The 15,194-nt window shown below is 72.1% G+C and carries 14 protein-coding genes and 1 pseudogene; 5 read left to right on the top strand and 10 right to left on the bottom strand.

Annotation, left to right across the window (positions count from 1 at the left end):
• Positions 1-19 precede the first annotated feature (19 nt).
• Both H5368_RS08800 and H5368_RS08795 read right to left on the bottom strand, forming a co-directional pair.
• Complete coding sequence (locus H5368_RS08800) at positions 20-1,534, bottom strand: YifB family Mg chelatase-like AAA ATPase (protein ID WP_182823366.1); 1,515 nt, start codon at positions 1,532-1,534, stop codon at positions 20-22.
• A gap of 10 nt (positions 1,535-1,544) precedes the next feature.
• Complete coding sequence (locus H5368_RS08795) at positions 1,545-1,835, bottom strand: accessory factor UbiK family protein (RefSeq protein ID WP_182823364.1); 291 nt, start codon at positions 1,833-1,835, stop codon at positions 1,545-1,547.
• A gap of 128 nt (positions 1,836-1,963) precedes the next feature.
• Between H5368_RS08795 and H5368_RS08790 the strand changes: the two genes are divergently transcribed.
• A complete protein-coding gene (locus tag H5368_RS08790) occupies positions 1,964-2,302 on the top strand; it encodes a P-II family nitrogen regulator (RefSeq protein WP_182823362.1) in 339 nt (112 codons plus the stop codon).
• 33 nt (positions 2,303-2,335) lie between these two features.
• Here H5368_RS08790 and speE read toward each other — a convergent pair whose 3' ends face one another.
• Entirely contained in the window at positions 2,336-3,184 is an 849-nt protein-coding gene (gene speE, locus H5368_RS08785) for a polyamine aminopropyltransferase (protein WP_182823360.1), read from the bottom strand.
• 156 nt (positions 3,185-3,340) lie between these two features.
• Between speE and speA the strand changes: the two genes are divergently transcribed.
• Complete coding sequence (gene speA, locus H5368_RS08780) at positions 3,341-5,230, top strand: arginine decarboxylase (protein WP_182823358.1); 1,890 nt, start codon at positions 3,341-3,343, stop codon at positions 5,228-5,230.
• 10 nt (positions 5,231-5,240) lie between these two features.
• Here speA and H5368_RS08775 read toward each other — a convergent pair whose 3' ends face one another.
• The 6 genes from H5368_RS08775 to radC form a co-directional block, all read right to left on the bottom strand.
• Positions 5,241-5,696, bottom strand: coding sequence for a DMT family transporter (locus tag H5368_RS08775; protein WP_182823356.1), 456 nt, complete (start codon positions 5,694-5,696; stop codon positions 5,241-5,243).
• Entirely contained in the window at positions 5,693-6,451 is a 759-nt protein-coding gene (locus H5368_RS08770; protein ID WP_182823354.1) for an SDR family NAD(P)-dependent oxidoreductase, read from the bottom strand. The genes H5368_RS08775 and H5368_RS08770 overlap by 4 nt, the downstream gene beginning before the upstream one ends.
• A gap of 16 nt (positions 6,452-6,467) precedes the next feature.
• Positions 6,468-6,968, bottom strand: a complete 501-nt coding sequence (locus H5368_RS08765) for a hypothetical protein (protein ID WP_182823352.1) — start codon at positions 6,966-6,968, stop codon at positions 6,468-6,470.
• Positions 6,969-7,030: 62 nt separating this feature from the next.
• The gene (locus tag H5368_RS08760) at positions 7,031-7,819 is read right to left on the bottom strand and encodes an SPOR domain-containing protein (RefSeq protein WP_182823350.1); all 789 of its coding nucleotides are present in this window, start codon (positions 7,817-7,819) and stop codon (positions 7,031-7,033) included.
• Positions 7,820-9,508, bottom strand: a complete 1,689-nt coding sequence (gene argS / locus H5368_RS08755; RefSeq protein WP_182823347.1) for an arginine--tRNA ligase — start codon at positions 9,506-9,508, stop codon at positions 7,820-7,822.
• A 97-nt stretch (positions 9,509-9,605) separates the two neighbouring features.
• Positions 9,606-10,280: a DNA repair protein RadC gene (gene radC / locus H5368_RS08750; RefSeq protein WP_182823345.1), complete on the bottom strand. Its 675-nt coding sequence runs from the start codon at positions 10,278-10,280 to the stop codon at positions 9,606-9,608.
• Positions 10,281-10,481: 201 nt separating this feature from the next.
• On the opposite strand from radC, the pseudogene coaBC reads away from it, so the two are divergent.
• The 3 genes and pseudogenes from coaBC to H5368_RS08735 all read left to right on the top strand — a co-directional run bounded on the left by coaBC (position 10,482) and on the right by H5368_RS08735 (position 14,542).
• Positions 10,482-11,698 (top strand): annotated as a pseudogene (coaBC, locus tag H5368_RS08745) (bifunctional phosphopantothenoylcysteine decarboxylase/phosphopantothenate--cysteine ligase CoaBC).
• 35 nt (positions 11,699-11,733) lie between these two features.
• Positions 11,734-12,192, top strand: a complete 459-nt coding sequence (gene dut, locus H5368_RS08740; RefSeq protein WP_182823343.1) for a dUTP diphosphatase — start codon at positions 11,734-11,736, stop codon at positions 12,190-12,192.
• A 16-nt stretch (positions 12,193-12,208) separates the two neighbouring features.
• Positions 12,209-14,542, top strand: a complete 2,334-nt coding sequence (locus H5368_RS08735; RefSeq protein WP_182823341.1) for a phosphomannomutase/phosphoglucomutase — start codon at positions 12,209-12,211, stop codon at positions 14,540-14,542.
• Here H5368_RS08735 and H5368_RS08730 read toward each other — a convergent pair whose 3' ends face one another.
• Complete coding sequence (locus H5368_RS08730) at positions 14,543-15,184, bottom strand: hypothetical protein (protein ID WP_182823339.1); 642 nt, start codon at positions 15,182-15,184, stop codon at positions 14,543-14,545.
• Between the last annotated feature and the right edge of the window lie 10 nt (positions 15,185-15,194).

Genomic DNA, 15,194 nt, shown 5'->3' with positions numbered 1-15,194 from the left:
GCCGGCCCGGGTCGCGACATCACGCGGCCCGGGCCACGCCGCGATCCACGCGCCGGTAGCCGAGCGCTTCGGCCAGGTGTTCGCTGGCGATGGCAGCGCTCCCGGCGAGGTCGGCGATGGTGCGCGCCACGCGCAGGATGCGGTGCATGGCGCGCGCTGACAGCTGCAGCGCGTCGATTGCCCGCTCCAGCAGCGCCTGGTCGCGCGGTGCCAGCCGGCAGTGCGCGGCGGTGCCGGCCTGGTCGAGGTGGGCGTTGAGGCAACCGGCGCGCTCGAGCTGCAGGTCACGCGCGGCACATACCCGGTCACGGACCGCGGCGCTGCACTCGCCTCCGGCCGCGTCGGGACGCAGTTCCGCGGGTGCGACGCGGGGTACGTCGACATGCAGGTCGATGCGGTCGAGCAGCGGGCCGGAAATACGCATGCGGTAGCGCTGCACGATATCCGCCGTGCACAGGCAGCGGCCGGAGACATCGCCGGCCCAGCCGCAGGGGCAGGGGTTCATGGCCGCGACCAGCTGGAAGCGCGCCGGGAAATCGCTCTTCCGCGCGGCGCGCGACACGGTGACCGTTCCCGATTCCAGCGGCTCGCGCAGGACCTCCAGCGCCTGGCGGCTCCATTCGGGCAGTTCGTCCAGGAACAGCACGCCGTGGTGGGCCAGCGAGATCTCGCCCGGCCGCGGTTCGCTGCCGCCGCCGACCAGCGCGACCGCGCTGGCGGTGTGGTGCGGCGCGCGGAACGGGCGCTGCCGCCAGCGCGCGGGATCGATGCCGCGCCCGCTGACCGAGGCGATGGCCGCGGCCTCGAGCGCTTCGGCTTCGCTGGCCTCGGGCAGCAGCCCGGGCAGGCGCGAGGCCAGCAGGGTCTTGCCACATCCGGGGCTTCCCACCAGCAGGAGGTGATGACCACCGGCCGCGGCGACCTCGAGTGCGCGCCGCGCGTGCAGCTGGCCGCGCACATCGGCGAGGTCTGGCGGCATGGCTGCGACCACCGGCGCGGCGCAGGCACGCGGCAGCGACCGCTCGCCAGTGAGGTGCGCGCAGACTTCGGACAGGGTGCGCGCCACGCGCACGTCCACGTTGCGCGCCAGCGCGGCCTCGGCGCCATTGTCGGCCGGCACCACCAGCACGCGCCCGGCCTCGCCGCAGGCGAGTGCGGCGGGCAGCACGCCGTCGATCGCGCGCAACTCGCCGCTGAGGCCGAGTTCGCCGAGGAACTCGTGCCCGGCCAGCGCGGTGCGTGGCAGCTGGTCGCTGGCGGCGAGGATGCCGAGCGCGATCGGCAGGTCGAAGCGGCCGCCGCCCTTGGGCAGGTCGGCCGGGGCGAGGTTGACGGTGGTGACCCGCGGCGGGAACTCGTACTGCGCGCAGCGGATGGCGGCGCGCACGCGGTCCTTGGATTCGCGCACCGTGGCCTGTGGCAGGCCGACCATGCTCATGCGCGGCAGGCCACCGCTCATGTACACCTCGATGGTGACTTCCGGCGCGCGCACGCCGGCGCGTGCACGCCCGTGCACGATGGCGAGCCCGGCCATGGCGGACGGCTCAGTGCGGGACGTGGGTGCCGGGCAGCGGGCCGCCCGGCGGGGACTGTGCGGCCTCGGCTTCCAGGCGCGCGACCTGGGCCTGCAGCGCGTCGAGCTTCTCGCGCGTGCGCAGCAGCACCGCGCGCTGCACCTCGAACTCCTCGCGGGTCACCAGCTCCAGCCGCGACAGCCCGGCCTGCAGCACCGACTTGAAGTTCTCCTGCATTTCCTCGCGGCCCTCGCGCAGGCCCGGGGGCACCAGGCTGCCAAGGCGGCGGGCGAGGTCGTCGATGTGGCTGAGGTCGATCATGGTGGTCTCCGGTGGTGCCTGCATCCTGCTCCGGACGCCGGCGGCGCGCAGTCGGCCCGGGCCGCGCGGGTGGGTGGGTGAATCCCCGGTCGCGTTATGCTGCGCGCAGCGAAAGGGGAGAGTGCGTGATGAAGATGGTCATGGCGATCATCAAGCCGTTCAAGCTCGACGACGTGCGCGAGGCGCTGTCGGAGGCCGGCGTGGCCGGCATCACGGTGACCGAGGTGAAAGGCTTCGGACGCCAGAAGGGCCACACCGAGCTGTACCGCGGCGCCGAGTACGTGGTCGACTTCTTGCCCAAGATCAAGCTCGAGGTCGCGGTGAGCGACGAGCAGGCGGAGCTTGTCACCGAGGCGATCCTGAAAGCCGCCGGCACCGGCAAGATCGGCGACGGCAAGGTGTTCGTGTACGACCTGGAGCGCGTGGTCCGCATCCGCACCGGCGAGATCGACGGCGACGCGCTCTAGGCGCGAAGCCGCATCACGCCGCGCCGCGGACGCTCAGCCCAGCGCTTCGGCCACGAACGGCGGCAGCACCTGTGCGGCCTTGTGGATGTCGGCGCTGTAGTACTTCGTGGCGAACGCCTTGGCGCGCGCGTCCGCCTCGCGGAAATCGAAGCCGCGGCCGCCCTTGCGCGCCAGCGTGCAGCTCCACCAGCCGGTCGGATAGCACGGCTGCGGGAACGGCAGGGTCTGGAAGCTGTCGAAGCCGGCCTTGCCCATCTCCGCGCGCATGGCCTGGATCAGTTCCAGCAGCACCAATGGGGACTCCGACTGCTGCACCAGGATGCCGTCGTCCTTGAGCGCGCGGAAGCAGCTCTCGAAGAAGCTCTTGTTGAACAGCCCCTCGGCGGGGCCAACCGGGTCGGTCGAATCCACGATCACCACGTCCAGGCTGCCCGGCGCGCAGTTCGCCATGTACGCGATGCCGTCGTCGAACATCACTTCGGCGCGCGGGTCGCCGTTGGATTCGCACAGCTCGGGGAAGTACTTCTCGGCCATGCGCGTGACCTGCTCGTCGATGTCGCACTGCACGGCCTTCCCGACGCCCGGGTGCTTCAGCACCTCGCGCAGCGTGCCGCAGTCGCCGCCGCCGATGATCACCACCTGCTTCGGGTCGGCGTGGGTATACAGCGCCGGGTGCGTCATCATCTCGTGGTAGAGGAAGTTGTCGCGCGTGGTGACCATCATCGCGCCGTCGATCAGCATGACGTTGCCCCAGTCGGTCGACTCGAAGATCTCGATCTTCTGGAACGGCGACTGCACCTCGTCGAGCTTGCGCGTGACGCGGTAGCCGATGGCGGAGCCGGCGGGTTCGAAGTTCTCGTACAACCAGTGCGGGGCGCTCATGGGACGTCCGGGATGCGGGGGCGTGAAGCCGCGCATTGTAGCAACCGCGCCCGGCCCGACCCTCGCCGACCACGCACCCCGTGCTGCCACGTCGACGGGGCGCGCGGCCGCGGGGCGCTAGAATGCGCGCCTCCGCCACGTTTCCGGATTGCGCCCATGACCGCCTGGTCCATCGACCAAGCCCGCAAGACCTATTCGATACCGCACTGGTCCTCGGGCTACTTCGACGCCGACGACGCGGGCCGCGTGGTGGTGCGTCCGCGCGGCGCGGGCGGCCCCACCGTGGTGCTGCCCGACGTCATCGACGCCGCACTCGCCCAGGGCGCCAACCTGCCGATGCTGGTGCGCTTTCCCGACGTGCTTGGCGACCGGCTCGGCAAGCTGCAGGCGGCGTTCGCGCAGGCGCAGGTCGACTGGGAATACGACGGCGGCTACACCGCGGTTTATCCGATCAAGGTCAACCAGCACCAGGGCGTGGCCGGCACGCTGGCGTCGCACGCCGGCGAGGGCTTCGGCCTGGAAGCGGGCAGCAAGCCCGAGCTGATGGCGGTGCTGGCGCTGTCGCGCACGGGTGGCCTGGTGATCTGCAATGGCTACAAGGACCGCGAATACATCCGCCTGGCGCTGATCGGCCGCAAGCTCGGCATCAACACCTTCATCGTGGTGGAGAAGCCCTCCGAGCTGCGCCTGGTGATGGAGGAATCCAGGGCGCTGGGCGTCGCGCCGGTGCTCGGCGTGCGCATGCGCCTGGCTTCGCTGGGCGCGGGCAAGTGGCAGAACTCCGGCGGCGACAAGGCCAAGTTCGGCCTCAGCCCGCGGCAGCTGCTCGACCTGTGGAAGACGCTGCGCGACGCCGGCCACGGCAACGCGCTGAAGCTGCTGCACTTCCACATGGGCTCGCAGATCTCCAACGTGCGCGACATCGCGCGCGGCATGCGCGAGGCGACGCGCTACTTCGTGGAGCTGTCGCAGCTGGGGGCGGTGATCGACTACGTCGACGTCGGCGGCGGCCTCGGCATCGACTACGAGGGCACGCGCTCGCGCAGCTACAACTCGGTCAACTACGGCGTGGCGCAGTACGCGTCCAACATCGTGCAGCCGCTGGCCGACGCCTGCGCCGAAGCCGGGCTCAAGCCGCCGCGCATCGTGACCGAATGCGGCCGCGCCATGACCGCGCACCACGCGGTGCTGGTGGCCAACGTGTCGGAGGTGGAAGCCGCGCCGGAAGGCCGCGTGCCCGACGCCCACGACGACGAGCCGATGGTCATCCGCCACCTGCGCGAGATCCACGCCGAGCTCGACCAGCGCCCGGCGATCGAATTGCTGCAGGAGGCGCAGCATTTCCACGCCGAGGGCCTGTCGCTGTACGCGCTGGGCCAGCTCGACCTGGTGCACCGCGCGCGCATCGACGACCTGTTCTACGCCATCGCGCACGCGGTCAAGGCGCGCCTGACGTACGACGAGAAGAGCCACCGCCCGTTCCTCGACGAGCTGAGCGAGCGCCTGGTGGACAAGTACTTCGTCAACTTCAGCGTGTTCGAGTCGATGCCCGACGTGTGGGCGATCGACCAGGTGTTCCCGATCGTGCCGATCGAGCGCCTGCACGAACGCCCCACGCGGCGCGGCATCATCGCCGACCTGACCTGCGACTCCGACGGCAAGATCGACACCTACGTGCAGAACGAGGACCTCGACACCTCGCTGCCGCTGCACGAGCTGCGCGCGGGCGAGTCGTACCGGCTCGGCTTCTTCCTGGTGGGTGCGTACCAGGAGATCCTGGGCGACATCCACAACCTGTTCGGCGACACCGACGTCATCGCGGTCAAGGTGGACGGCGACGCGTACGCGATCACCCAGCAGCGCCGCGGCGACACGACCGACGTGATGCTCGACTACGTGGGCTACCAGCTCGACGACCTGCGCCGAAGCTATGCCGACAAGGTCGCCGCCGCGGGCCTGCCCGCCGACGAGGCCGCGCGCCTGGCCGCGGACCTGGAAGCCGGCCTTACCGGCTACACCTACCTCGACGACACCCCGCAGGGCTGAGCGCGGGGCCCTAGGCCGGCGCCCGCCACGGCGCCGCGACCAGCAGCACGCCGGCCAGCACCAGGGTGGCGCCGGCGATGCGCGTCCAGTCCGCCGGGCGGGCCGCCTGCAGTACGCCGAAGTGGTCGAGTGCGAGCGACGCGAGCACCTGTCCCAGCACCGCCAGGCAGATCGCGGCCGCGGCACCCACGCGGCCGATCAGCAGCGTGAACACCACCACGTAGATCGCGCCGAGGATGCCGCCCAGCCAGATCCACGGCGGGAAGCGCGCGCCGGGCACCGGGCCGAGCGGCGTGCGCGTGACCAGCAGCCACGCCGCCAGCAGCACCACGCCGACCAGGAACGACACGAACGCCGTGGCCACCACGCCGTGCAGGGCCACCGACAGGCGCGCGTTGATCAGTCCCTGCAGCGGGAGGATCGCGCCGACCAGGACGATGGCCAGCATCGCCAGCCAGGTATTCAAGGCGCGGGGCCGCGATGGATCTGCAGGCCGGCCAGCGACTGGCTCACCGGCATCAGTTCGAGGCGGTTGAGGTTGAGGTGCGGCGGCAGGTTGGCCACCCACCAGACCTGTTCGGCGATGTCGGCCGCGGTGATCGGCTGCGTGCCGGCGTAGAGCGTGTCCGATGCCGCGCGGTCGCCGCCGGTGCGCACGAGTGTGAACTCGGTTTCCGCCAGGCCCGGCTCGACCACGGTGACGCGCACGCCGGTGCCGTGCAGGTCGGAGCGGAGGTTGAGCGAGAACTGGTCGACGAAGGCCTTGGTGGCGCCATAGACGTTGCCGCCGGGATACGCGTACAGGCCGGCGATCGAACCGATGTTGACGACCGCGCCGCGCCGCGCCACCAGCGTCGGCAGCAGGTGGTGGGTCATGGCGACCAGCGCGGTGACGTTGGTGTCGATCATCTGCCGCCACTGGCCGAGGTCGCTCGACTGCGCGGGCGCGGTACCGAGCGCAAGGCCGGCGTTGTTGACCAGCAGGTCGATGTCCCGGAACGGTGCAGGGATGGCGGCGAGTTCCGCCTGCATCGCGTCCAGGTCGCGGATGTCGAAGGCCGCGGCGTGGATGCGGTCGGGGCCGTGGCGGTCGACCAGCGCCTGCAGGCGGTCGGCGCGGCGGCCGGTGGCGATCGCACGCCAGCCGGCGGTGACGAAACGGTCGACGATCGCGGCGCCGAAGCCGGCGGTGGCGCCGGTGACCAGCAGGGTTCTGTCCATCGGCCGATTGTAAGCCTCAGCCCTTTGGCGCCGGCCTGGCTGGCTTGCCTGGTCTGGGAGGTGCGTCGGGCGTGGCCGGTTTTTCGCGGCTCGACGACCGGGCTGCGGGCTTGGCCGCCGCGTCGCCCTTCGTGCTGGCGCCGGTCGCTTTCGCAGGCGCCTTGGCCGCTGCGGGTTTGCGTGCGGGCGCCGGCTTGGCTGGCGCATCCGCGACGGCCGCGGCCGGCTTGCGCCTGCGCCCGGTGGCCGACTTGCCGGCGGTGCGCGCCTTGGTGGCGCGATGCTTCTTCAGCATGTCCTCGGCAAGCACGATGTCTTCGGTGAGGATCCCGGCGGCGCGCGCAATCGCGATCCGCGCCTCGGCGCGGTTCTCGTCGGGATTGGCCATCAGCAGTTCGCGGATCGCCTCGCGGAGCGCGGCCTCGGCGTTGCGCTTGAGCTGGATGTCGCTGCCCTGGCGGAACAGCGCCAGCAGCGCATCGACCACGGGCTTGATGAGTGCGGCTTCGATCGGCATCGCGGGTCCTCCAGGGCCTGCACAGCGTGCGCCCTGCCGGTCTCAGCCGCCGCGATCGCCGGTTATTGCGCGCGGATGGCGAGCGCCGGCAGGCCGCCGTTGCCGAGCTTCTGCTTGGCCTCGGCGAGTTCGGACGCGGTGGCGTAGGGGCCCATGCGCACGCGGTACATGGTGCGGCCGTCGATCTGCGCGGGCTCGACGCGCGCACTGAGGCCGAGCAGGGCGATGCGCGCCTTCAGGGCGTCGGCATCGCTGCTGCTGCCGAAGGAACCGGCCTGGAGGATGTAGCGGGCGCCGTCGGCGGCCACCGCCGGGGCGGCGGGGCTGCGCGCGGCGGGGGCCGCCGGGGTGGCGGCGGGCTTCGGCTGCGCCTCGGCCACCGGCGCGGGATCGGCGGCATCGGGATTGGGCGTGGCGACCGGTTCCGGCTGCTGGCCGGCCTTGCGCGCCTGGTCGAGCAGCACCTGCTGGCGCTGCTGTTCTGCGCGTGCGCTGGCGGCCAGCTCGGCGTCGGTCATGGCGACTTCCTGGCCGGGCAGCAGCGTGTAGAAGTCGTAGGTCGTCTCGGCGGCCTCGGGCTCTGCCGCGGGCGCGGCAGGCCTGACCGCCGGCGCCGGGGTCTCGGCGGCCACGCTGTCGTCGGCACCCGAGGTCGCCGGCGCGGGCCGCGCGTCGGGGTTGGGCCGCGGTCGGAAGAAGCCGTCCTCGCCGTCGGAGCGCAGCAGCTTGGGCGCCGCCACCACCACCACGATGGTCAGCAGCACGCCGATGATCATCCACGCCCAGCCGGGGAGCGACGCGTTGCCGCCCCCGCTGCGCCGGGCCTGGGACTTGCCACGCTTGACTGCCACTTACATCGCCTCCGGGGCCTGCACGCCCAGCACATCGAGTCCGTTCGCCAGCACCTGTCGGGTCGCCAGCGCGAGGGCCAGGCGGCCGTCGCGCAGGTCGCCGTCGTCGACCAGGAACTGATGGTCGTTGTAATACGTCTGGAACGCCTGTGCCAGCTCGAGCAGGTACTGCGCCACCAGGTGCGGCTCGAGCAGCTGCCCGGCCACGGCCAGCAGTTCCGGCCAGCGCGAGATCGCGGTGATGAGCGCGTGGGTGGCGGGGCTGTCGAGCTCCAGCGGCTGCGCCAGGCCGTTGTCGAGGTTGAACGCCAGGCCGCGCTCGTCGAGCTGGCGCAGCAGGCCGCAGATGCGCGCGTGCGAAAGCTGCACGTAGTACACCGGGTTGTCGAGCGACTGGCTGCGCGCCAGGTCGATGTCGAACACCAGCTGCGAATCGGGCTTGCGTGCCACCAGGAACCAGCGCGTGGCATCGCGGCCGGCCTCGTCGATCAGGTCGCGCAGCGTCAGGTAGCTGCCGGCGCGCTTGCTGAGCTTCACTTCCTCGCCGCCGCGCATCACCGTGACCATCTGGTGCAGCACGTATTCCGGATAGCCCTGCGGGATGCCGGCATCGAGCGCCTGCAGGCCGGCCTTCACCCGCGCCAGCGAGCCGTGGTGGTCGGCGCCGAGCTCGGTAATGGCGCGCTCGTAGCCGCGCTGCCACTTGCCGAGGTGGTAGGCGACGTCGGGCACGAAGTAGGTGTAGGTGCCGTCGGACTTGCGCATCACGCGGTCCTTGTCGTCACCGAAGGTGGTGCTGCGCAGCCAAAGAGCGCCACCCTCTTCATAGGTGTGGCCTGCGGCCACCAGCGCGGCCACGGTCTCCTCCACCTTGCCGTCGGCATACAGCGACGACTCCAGGAAATACACGTCGAAGTCGACGCCGAACGCGGCGAGGTCGCCGTGCTGCTCCTTGCGCAGCCAGGCCACGGCGAAGCGGCGGATGGCGTCGAAGTCGTCGGCGTCGCCGCTGCCGGTGACCACGTGGCCTTCGACGTCGACGCTGGCGCCATCGAGGAAGGCGCGCGCGACATCGGCGATGTAGTCGCCGCGGTAGCCGGCGTCGGGCCAGCCCGCGTCATCGGGCGTGAGGCCCCTGGCGCGCGCCTGCACCGAGTGCGCGAGGTTCTCGATCTGCACGCCGGCATCGTTGTAGTAGTACTCGCGCGCCACCTTCCAGCCGTTGGCGTCGAGCACGCGCGCGATGCAGTCGCCGATCACCGCCGCGCGGCCGTGGCCGACGTGCAGCGGGCCGGTGGGATTGGCCGAGACATATTCCACGCCGGCCACGCGGCCCGCGCCGCTGTCATTGCGCCCGTAGGCGGCGCCCTGCGCATGCACCTCGCGCAGCTGGCGCTGCCAGGCGCCGGGCGCCAGGCGGAAGTTGAGGAAGCCGGGGCCGGCGATCTCGACCGTGGCGATGTCGCCGCCGGTGGGGATGGCCTCGGCCAGCGCCTGTGCGATCGCGCGCGGGTTGCTGCGCGCGGGCTTGGCCAGCACCATCGCCGCGTTGCTCGAGAAGTCGCCGTGCGTGCGGTCCTTGGGCCGCTCGATCACGAATGCGGGCGTGGCCAGGTCGGCAGGCAGGGTGCCGCGTTCGCGGAGGATGGCGATGCCCTGGTCGACCAGGGCCTGGAGCTTGGATTTCACGGGGGGCGGGCAGCAGGGCAAGCGGCCGGCCATTGTACGCGAGCCCCCGGGCGCGGCCGGGCCTGCCCGCGCGACGCGACATGGCTGCAGCCGGTGCTCAGACCCAGCCGCGCGCCGCCAGCGACACCGGCGCGCCGTCACCGATCACGAAATGGTCGAGCAGGCGCACGTCGACCAGGCGCAGGGCCTGCTTGAGCTGGGCGGTGACCGCGCGGTCGGCGGCGCTGGGCTCGGCGCTGCCGCTGGGATGGTTGTGGCCCACGATCACCGCCGCCGCGTTGTGCGCCAGCGCGCGGCGCACGACCTCGCGGGGGTGGACCTCGGCGCCGTCGACGGTGCCGCGGAACAGCTCCTCGAACGCCAGCGCGCGGTGCCGTGTGTCCAGGAACAGCGCGGCGAATACTTCGCTGGCATGCCCGCGCAGGCGCTGCGCGAAGTAGCGGCCGGCGGCCTGCGGATCGGTGAGCGCCTCGCCGCGCTCCAGGCCCGCGGCCAGGTAGCGCCCGCAGAGCTCGAGCGCCGCGGCGAGCTGGCAGGCGCTGGCGGGGCCCAGGCCGGGCAGTTTGACCAGCTCGGCGGCCGGGCGCTCAAGCAGCCGACGCAGCGGCCCGTGGCCTGCCAGCAGCTGGCGTGCCGTGGCGACCGCGTCCATGCCGCGCACGCCGGAGCCGAGGAACAGCGCCAGCAGCTCGGCGTCGGAGAGTACCGGCGCGCCGCGGGCCAGCAGTTTCTCGCGCGGGCGTTCGCCGCTGGGCCAGTCGCGGATGTGCATGGGCGTCGCCTCGGAAAGGGTCGTCGGCCGCCGGCGCGGGCGCGGCAGGGGTGGACCGCGGCGGACAGTGACCGGGGGGTCCGTGCCGACGGCCGACGTGGAGCCATTGCACGCCATCGCGCCGCCTGCCGCCGCCGGGCGGCGCTGGCCCTTCGGGTAAGCTGAGCGACCGCTGCCGCGTCAGGACACTCCGAAGGCCGCATGAGCACCGCGCACGCCACTCTCCACGACCAGCGCATCCTGCTGTGCGTCTGCGGCGGGATCGCCGCCTACAAGGCCGCCGACCTCGTGCGCCGCCTGCGCGACGCCGGCGCCACCGTGCGCGTGGCGATGACCGGGAACGCCGCGCACTTCGTCGGCGCCACCACCTTCCAGGCGCTGTCCGGCGAGACCGTGCGTACGTCGCTCTGGGATCCGGCGGCGGAAGCGGCGATGGGGCACATCGAACTCGCGCGCTGGGCGACCCGCGTGCTGGTCGCACCCGCCACTGCCAACACCCTGGCGAAGCTGGCACACGGCTTTGCCGACGATCTGGTGACCACGCTGTGCCTGGCCACCGCCGCGCCGCTGACGCTGGCGCCGGCCATGAACCACCGCATGTGGCTGCACCCGGCCACGCAGGCGAACATGGCGCTGCTGCGCGAACGCGGCGCGCAGGTCGTCGGCCCCGCCGACGGGCCGCTGGCCGAAGGCGAATCCGGCCCCGGGCGGATGAGCGAGCCGCTGGAGATCGTCGCCGCGCTGGCGGCGGCCGACGCGTGAGCGCGGTGTCGCTCCGCGGCCTGCGCATCGTGGTCAGCGCCGGCCCGACGTACGAGGACTTCGACCCGGTGCGCTTCATCGGCAACCGCAGCAGCGGCAAGACCGGCTTCGCGATCGCTGCCGAGGCCGCGCGCCGGGGTGCCGATGTCGTGCTGGTGGCCGGCCCGGGCACGCTGGCGACACCCGATGACGTGACGCGCCAGGACGTGCGTTCGGCCGCGCAGATGCATGCCGCGGTGATGGCCGCGCTGCCGGCCGACGTGTACATCGGCGCCGCTGCGGTGGCGGATTTCACTCCCGCGCACGTGGCCGCCGGCAAGATCAAGAAGCAGCCCGGCCACGACGGCCTGGTGCTGGAGCTGGTGCGCACCGCCGACATCCTCGCCGACATCGCCGCGCATGCCGCGCGGCCGCGGCTGGTGGTCGGCTTCGCCGCCGAGACCGATGACGTCGAGCGCAACGCGCGCGACAAGCTTGTCCGCAAGCGCGTCGACCTCATCGCCGGCAACCGCGTCGGCGTGCCGGGCAGCGGCTTCGACGCCGACGACAACACCCTGCACCTCTACTGGCCCGGCGGCGAGCGCACGCTGGGGCCGGCTCCGAAACACGACCTCGCCGCCGCCCTGCTCGACGTGATCGTCGAGCGGCTCGGCTGACCAGCCCGCCCCGCCCCCGCCGCCGACCGGACGCCATGCAGCAGACGCTTGAAGTGAAGATCCTCGACCCGCGCATCGGCGATGCCTGGCCGCTGCCGGCATATGCCACCGACGGCAGCGCCGGCATGGACCTGCGCGCGGTCATTGATGCGCCTCTGCTGCTGGCCCCCGGGGCGAGCGCGCTGGTGCCGAGCGGGATCGCCATCCACATCGCCGACCCGCAGCTGTGTGCCATGGTGTTGCCGCGCTCGGGGCTGGGCCACAAGCACGGGCTGGTGCTGGGCAACGGCACCGGCCTGATCGACGCCGATTACCAGGGGCCGCTGATGGTCAGCCTGTGGAACCGCTCCGGTGATGCCTACACGGTGCAGCCCGGCGACCGCATCGCGCAGCTGGTGCTGGTGCCGGTGGTGCGTGTGCAGCTGCAAGTGGTGGATACTTTCGAACACAGCGTGCGTGGCGCCGGCGGCTTCGGCCACACCGGCACGCGCTGACCGGGGAAGGGAAACGATGTCCGAGAACGAACCGAACAAGGCGCGCGTGCTGCTGGCGCACTCCAGGCCGTGGCTGCCGGCGGCCGCCGTTGTGCTGGTGCTGGTCGCGCTGTGGCTTGCGTGGGCGGGCTGGCGGCAGACGGTGGACGATGGTCGCCGCAGCGCGCTGTCCAGCAACCGCGACACCGCGGTGCAGCTCACCGCACGCACGCTCAAGGGCGAGCTGGAACGGTTGGACGAGCGCATGGCCTCGGCGCCCGTGCAGGCGGCGCTGGCCGCCGGTGACCTGCGCGCGGCCGGTACCGCGCTTGGTCGCGACTGGCCGCATGTCGAACATGCCGAAGTGCTGCCGACCGATCTCGTCGAACCCTATGCCGGACTGGCGCAGGGTGGCTACGGTCGCGTCGCGGTGGCCGAGGCGGCGCTGACCGAAGGCGCGTCGGTGTTGTGGATCGTGCGCGACGGCGACGCTGCCCGCGTGGCGCTCGGCGCGCCGGCGCGTGTCGGCGATGACGTGGTCGGCGTGGCCTACGTGCGCCTGCCGCTGGCGCGTGCCACCGCCGGCCTGGAGTCGGTGGAGGTGCCGTCGTCGACGTACCTGGCCCTGCGCCAGGGCGGCTTCAACCTGGTCGAGCGTGGCGATGCCGCCTATGCGGACGCCGCTGAACGCATGGCGGTCCCCGTGCCCGGCACCGGCCTGCGCATCGCGGCCGGGCTGCCGCCACCGGCGACCACGCCGTTCGGCCTGTCGGCGATCCCGGCGTTCGTGGTCGCCACGTTGATGCTGCTGCTGGCCTACCTGACCTGGCGCCTGCCGGCGCGCATCGGCGATCCGCGCGTGGTCGACCATGGCGATGCGCCGACGCTGGAGCAGGCGCTGGTGGCCGAACCGGGCAGCGTCGATGCCGACGGCCACGGCGCGGACGGCGTACGCATTGCGGTGCGCGACGCGCCGAAGCCGGCGCCGGTGATGATCGACCCGGGCATCTTCCGCGCCTACGACATCCGCGGCATCGTCGGCCAGTCGCTGGATGTCGGCGTGGCCGAGCTCATCGGCCATTCAATTGGTTCCCTGATGCACGACAAGGGCCTGAAGGACATCGTGATCGGCCGTGACGGCCGCCTGTCGGGGCCCGACATGGTGGCCGGCCTGACCGCCGGCCTGCGCAAGGCGGGCCGCGAGGTGATCGACATCGGCATGGCGCCGACGCCGGTGGTGTACTTCGGCGCCTACCACCTGCGCACGGGGTGCTGCGTGTCGGTCACCGGCAGCCACAACCCGCCGGACTACAACGGCTTCAAGATCGTGATCGGCGGCGAGACCCTGTACGGCGACGCCATCACCGACCTCCATGCGCGCATCGCCGACGACCGCCTGCACACCGCGGCGCAGCCCGGCGGCGTGACCGAGCGCGACATCGCCGACGACTACGTCGAGCGCATCGCGTCCGACGTGCAGGTGGACCGCCCGATCAAGGTGGTGGTGGATGCCGGCAACGGCGTGGCCGGCGAGATCGGCCCGCGCGTGCTCGAGGCGATCGGCGCCACGGTCGAGCCGCTGTACTGCGAGATCGACGGCACCTTCCCCAACCACCATCCGGATCCGAGCGAGCCGCACAACCTGGTCGACCTGATCGACATGGTGAAGCGCTTCGACGCGGACCTCGGCATCGCCTTCGACGGCGACGGCGACCGCCTGGGCGTGGTGACGCGCGAGGGCGACAACATCTTCGCCGACCGCCTGCTGATGCTGTTCGCCGCCGACGTGCTGGAGCGCAACCCGGGCGCGGTGATCGTGTACGACGTGAAGTGCACGGGCCGCCTGCAGAGCCACATCCTGCGCCACGGCGGCAGCCCGCTGATGTGGAAGACCGGGCATTCGCTGATCAAGGCGAAGATGCGCGAGACCGAGGCCGAGCTTGCCGGCGAGATGAGCGGGCACTTCTTCTTCGGCGAGCGCTGGTACGGCTTCGACGACGGCATCTACGCCGCCGCGCGCCTGCTCGAGATCCTGGCCGCGCGCCCGGAGTCGCCGAGCGAGGTGCTCAACGCGCTGCCGACCGGCATCGCCACGGCCGAGATCAAGGTCGACGCGCCGAATGGCGATCCGCACGCGTTCGTCGAGCGCTTCGTGGCCGAGGCGCGGTTCGAAGGCGGGGCGCGGCCCTCGACCATCGACGGCCTGCGCGTCGACTGGGCGGACGGCTGGGGCCTGGTGCGCGCCTCCAACACCACGCCGGTACTGGTGCTGCGCTTCGACGCCGACAGCGAGGAGGCCCTGCACCGCATCCGCGAGGACTTCCGTGCGCAGCTGCTGGCGATCGACCCGGACCTGCCGCTTCCCTTCTGATCAACCGCCCTTCATCGCCCGGTAGCGGCCGAGCGCGTCGTCGAGGTCGCTGCCCAGCGACGCGCGGTCGGCCAGCTGCTTCACCTGGGTGGCCTGCTGGCGCAGCAGGTCGGCGTGCTGGGTCTGGATGCTTTCGGCCAGCACCTTGCCCACGGGCTTGGCGTGCAGCTCGAGTTCGGCGGCCTGGCGCAGCAGGTTGAGCAGGCTCTGGCGCAGGTTGGTCATGCCCAGCTGCGAAGTCTTCAGCGCCTCCTCCACCAGGATGATGCGCTCGCCGTAGGCGCGGCGCAGGTCGTCTTCGGTGGCGTAGGACTCCACCATGGCGAGGTCGCGACGCTGGCGCGCGGCTTCGGCCTCGGCGTCATCGGCCGCCTGGCGGGCAGCGGCGGCGGCGGCGGCGCGTTCGTCGGGTTCGAGCGCACGCGGCACGGCGCCGGTGCGCAGGCCGCTGCGGGCATTGATCTCGGTGCGGGCGCGGTCGACGGCGCTGGCCGGCAGCGTGTCGCCGCAGACCTGCACGCCGCCTTCGTCCCAGCAGTAGAGCTTCTTGTCGGTGCCCGTGGGCGCCGCCTTCTGCGCGGCGGCCGCCAGCGGCAGCAGCGCGAGCAGCGCGGCGGCAAGGCATGTCGTCGTGGTCTTCATCGTGTCCGTC

The organism is Luteimonas sp. MC1782, assembly GCF_014164605.1.
GTDB lineage: Bacteria > Pseudomonadota > Gammaproteobacteria > Xanthomonadales > Xanthomonadaceae > Luteimonas.
The sequence above is the reverse complement of the archived record's forward strand: the minus strand, read 5'-3'. Positions and strand labels throughout refer to the sequence as shown.